This window comes from Xanthovirga aplysinae, from assembly GCF_009711365.1.
Taxonomy (GTDB): Bacteria; Bacteroidota; Bacteroidia; order Cytophagales; family Cyclobacteriaceae; genus Xanthovirga; species Xanthovirga aplysinae.
The window spans coordinates 1-3719 of record NZ_SMMB01000755.1 but is presented as its reverse complement, the minus strand read 5'-3'; the positions used below and the strand labels follow the sequence as shown (position 1 = coordinate 3719).

General features: G+C 32.7%; 6 protein-coding genes. All 6 read right to left on the bottom strand.

Translation table 11 applies throughout. The annotated features are described in order from the left end of the window. Window positions 1-46: 46 nt before the first annotated feature. The gene (locus E1171_RS05175; RefSeq protein WP_155204760.1) at window positions 47-793 is read right to left on the bottom strand and encodes a DJ-1/PfpI family protein; all 747 of its coding nucleotides are present in this window, start codon (window positions 791-793) and stop codon (window positions 47-49) included. A gap of 101 nt (window positions 794-894) precedes the next feature. Next, window positions 895-1473 carry an NAD(P)H-dependent oxidoreductase gene (locus E1171_RS05170; RefSeq protein WP_155204758.1) on the bottom strand — a complete coding sequence of 193 codons (579 nt, stop codon included), beginning with the start codon at window positions 1471-1473 and terminating at the stop codon, window positions 895-897. Window positions 1474-1525: 52 nt separating this feature from the next. Beyond that, window positions 1526-2107: a Crp/Fnr family transcriptional regulator gene (locus E1171_RS05165; protein ID WP_155204756.1), complete on the bottom strand. Its 582-nt coding sequence runs from the start codon at window positions 2105-2107 to the stop codon at window positions 1526-1528. A gap of 94 nt (window positions 2108-2201) precedes the next feature. After that, window positions 2202-2582, bottom strand: coding sequence for a hypothetical protein (locus E1171_RS05160; RefSeq protein WP_155204754.1), 381 nt, complete (start codon window positions 2580-2582; stop codon window positions 2202-2204). Continuing rightward, on the bottom strand, window positions 2579-2920 hold the full coding sequence (locus E1171_RS05155; RefSeq protein WP_155204752.1) for a cyclic-phosphate processing receiver domain-containing protein: 342 nt from the start codon (window positions 2918-2920) through the stop codon (window positions 2579-2581). The genes E1171_RS05160 and E1171_RS05155 overlap by 4 nt, the downstream gene beginning before the upstream one ends. Window positions 2921-3016: 96 nt before the next feature. After that, complete coding sequence (locus E1171_RS05150; RefSeq protein WP_155204750.1) at window positions 3017-3631, bottom strand: hypothetical protein; 615 nt, start codon at window positions 3629-3631, stop codon at window positions 3017-3019. Window positions 3632-3719: the final 88 nt, after the last annotated feature.

The window sequence follows — 3719 nt, the reverse complement described above, 5'->3', positions numbered from 1 at the left end:
TAGCAACGAAAAGGCTTTACATAGGATACATTGTTGTAGCCAGTTATTATTTTTTCCAATTTTGAAGTCGGTCGATATATAAATAACTTTCGATAAATTCCCTGTGTCCGGAACTAGTCATTTTTTCTAATAAATTTAGGGCAGAAATGTAGCTCGTCAAATTTCCGTTCGATGAACTAAATTTTCCGTCTTCAACAAAGGTTATCAAACTGTCATTTTGAACTTTTAATTTTGGAAAATCTTTTTGCAACTGTTTTCCACCTCCAATATAAGTAACGATTTTGTGTCCATCTGCTATTCCCGATTTCCCAATAAGTTGTGCTCCAGCACAATTGCTTACTATGTATTTAGTCTCTTCGTTTTTCTTTTTAATGAAATCGATCATTTGTTTATTACGGACTTGTGCGTACATATCATAGCCACTAGGAACAAATAAAGCTGTTAATTTTGGGCAATTCTCAAAAGTGTAATCAGGAATAAATCTCATACCTTCTTCGGTTGTGATTGCGTCTTCCGTTTGCGCTATGGTTATTACATTAAAAAGTTGTTTTCCGTTTTTAGATGGTTTCCCAAAAACGTCTGATGTTGCTATAACTTCTCCTTGCAAAACACCTTCATAAATTAGAAGACCTATTGTTGGTAATTCGGATTTGAACGGTTTTAAATGTTTTGTTTCAGTACCGGTTTTTATTTCATTTTGATGAATTATTTCATTGTCTGCTGCCTGCTTTGATTTGTTAGGGTTACAACTAAATAGAATAACTGTGATTGTGATGATTCCTAATTTTCTCATTTTTCTAAATTTTTATTGTACCGTATTATTGACAACCTTGTGTGTATGCAACGTAGAATTACGTAGGGTACTATGATTTCATATGTAGTGTTACTACACGATTACTTTAGTTTTTTACCCATTTTTTCAATTTTTTCAATCCATTTGTTACGCCACTCTTTCTTGGAATCTTTCAGAGGCCCAATGGAAGTTATTTTGACAGGTTTAATCCCTGTAAAATTTAGAATTGATTTTTTTATCGAATTATGACTTGGCTTTCCGAACATGAGCCAATAACTCCATCCAGGTTGGTCTAATGTGCAAATTACTCTTGCACTTCTTCCACCTAACATCTTATCCCACCAAAGAGAATTTTCTCTTTTTTTATATGAAAATGGGGCTAATAGTGTTCTGTCAAAAAAACCTTTCATAATTGCAGGAAAACTACCCCACCAAACAGGGTAAACAATAACAATGTGTTCACTCCATATTATTTTTTCTTGAGAGTCTATTAAGTCAGGTTCTAATTTCATTCTCCTTCGATAACCAAACTCAAGGTTTGGATTGAACTTCAAATCTCGAATAATTATTTCTTTAACTTCTGCACCTGATTTTTCTGCACCTTTTTTATAGGCTTCACTTATACCAAAATTGAAGCTTTCCTTGTCAGGGTGTCCGTTTATGATTAGTATTTTTTTCATCCATTTTTTTTACAAAAGAAAAACGCATAGATGAAATTTCATTTGATATAAATCAAATTCGCTTTTTGGGGTTTCTTATCCTACTTAATGTTTCAAGTGTAATTCCTAAATAAGAAGCTATATGCGTTAGGGGAATTCTGTTTGTTATATCAGGGCGAATATTTATTAATTGTTTGTATCTTTCTTCCGCCTTATTGAATAGTATTGAAGATAATCTTTCTCGTAGACCTAACATGGTTTTAGTCACAACTTTACTAATGAGACGTTCAAAATCATGGTGTTTGCTGCAAAGCCTGTCAATTGTATCCCTAGAAAACTCAATAACTAATGAATCTTCAACAAATTCAATATAATGAGGGCTTGGTTCTTTGCAAAAAAAGCTTACAATTGAAGCCATAAACTCATCTTCAAAAGCAAACCAATCTGAAATATCTTTTCCATCCTTTAAATAATATGCCCTTGCACAACCTTGTACAATTAAATAGGCTTTATCGGAGAATTGCCCTTCACGAACAACAATCTCACCCTTATTGATTGTGAGATTGTTGAAATTGGCAACTAGTTCTTGTTGACAACCAATTGATAATGGAGAATAAATTTCCCCAATGTTTTTTAGTATTTTTTCACTATTCATTTTTTAATTGGCTACGGTCCGGGTATGGGGCGTAGCTCGGCTTAAGCGTCTGATTTGTTCGGCTATTGCCTATACCCATTGTCGTACACCGTTTTTATTTCTTTCCTATTATTTGTTCGACATATTTTCTATGGTTTTCGAACCCATTATTCTTGGGATTTTCCAAGTCAACCATTTCGCCTAAGCCTATATCGAAAATTTGCCAGCCATGTTTCTTCGACAGTTTAATTATTTCAAATAGTCCTTTTTCACCATACAGGCTCAATATTTTGTTACTTACTGGTTCAGTATCAATAAAAAAATCAATCGAAAAACCTGGACCTTTTATTTCCCTATGATTGTCATTTTTAATTATTTCCGAAAACGAATTTTCCAATATTTCGGTGAAGTCAATTTGAGCAAGCTGACGTTCATCGATATCCTCTATTGTTTCAATTTTTTGTTTGGAATTAAAAATTACGACCTCCCAACTCATTTTTTTAATGCTTTCAAATGTTTAATATAATTATTTAAAAGCCCTTCAATTTGCTTGGCAGCAATTGGGTTTGCGGAATGGACTTTAAATTTCAAATTAACTAAATCTAATCCTGATTTATAAACTAACCACTTTGCTGCTGCATATCCATCAGGCGCTACATTTCCATTATCGTCAAGTCCTAAATCATTGTCGAAACTTATAAAATCAGGAAGGCCATTTTCTTTAATGTAATTGACAAATTCATTATATGTTCTGACTATATCAAAGGCAGATTCCATGGATTTGTCGTAAATCATATCAATAGTTCTGAGATCGTCTAAAAAGAGCTTCTTCATAATGATAATTAACGGTCCGGCTGGCTGCTGTGCTTTTTAACGTCGACTTTCGCATGTTTGCAAAGCATGGCGGCTCGCCATTGTTAGGCCACGTTCTTATTTTATTATTTGTCCAATTATTGTTAAGGTAATAAATGCTAATCCAGTCAAAAACCGGAAAAATTCCCACCATTTTTTAGTACTTGCTTTTCGGATTACCTTTTCTAATGATATGAGCAGCAATCCAACCGGAATAATTAAACCTAACGAAAAGAAAACTAAAGGAGTTATTTTATTAAAATAGCTTTGGTCACCTAGGTCATTAATCAAAAGTGAACCAATTATTGGACCACTGTTAGAAAAAGATCCAAAGCTGAATACAATTGCAAATAAAAGTATTAAAAGGTTTTTCCAAAGGGTACTATTTTTATTTTTTATTGAAACGTTTTTCAGAACTCCCATTAGCCATACCCCAAAAGTAAGATTCAAAAGAAGTGTCAAATTATTAATAATCCCATTTGGACTAAGGACTTTCGATATATCAGTAGGAAGGTTCAAAATAGAAATTCCAATTATTGAGTACAATAAGACAACTGATCCACAAAATATTATTATTGGCTTTAAATTAGTTTTCTTTCTTAAGCTTAAATGATTGAATGCTATTAAAAGAAGAAAAATCATTAAAAATGTGACTGGAGTTAAAATTGTAATTAATCCAGATAAAAAAGGCATTATCATAAGTTATGGTTGAATTCTAATTGGATTGTTGTGCTATTTATTCCATTATGTGGCCCAACTGCCATGTATACCACATATGTGG

Excerpts from the sequence above, each read along its gene's own strand:
- E1171_RS05155 (WP_155204752.1), bottom strand. The coding sequence starts at position 2,920 with ATGAAGAAGCTCTTTTTAGACGATCTCAGAACTATTGATATGATTTAC.
- E1171_RS05150 (WP_155204750.1), bottom strand. The coding sequence starts at position 3,631 with ATGCCTTTTTTATCTGGATTAATTACAATTTTAACTCCAGTCACATTT.
- E1171_RS05175 (WP_155204760.1), bottom strand. The coding sequence starts at position 793 with ATGAGAAAATTAGGAATCATCACAATCACAGTTATTCTATTTAGTTGT.
- E1171_RS05160 (WP_155204754.1), bottom strand. The coding sequence starts at position 2,582 with ATGAGTTGGGAGGTCGTAATTTTTAATTCCAAACAAAAAATTGAAACA.
- E1171_RS05165 (WP_155204756.1), bottom strand. The coding sequence starts at position 2,107 with ATGAATAGTGAAAAAATACTAAAAAACATTGGGGAAATTTATTCTCCA.
- E1171_RS05170 (WP_155204758.1), bottom strand. The coding sequence starts at position 1,473 with ATGAAAAAAATACTAATCATAAACGGACACCCTGACAAGGAAAGCTTC.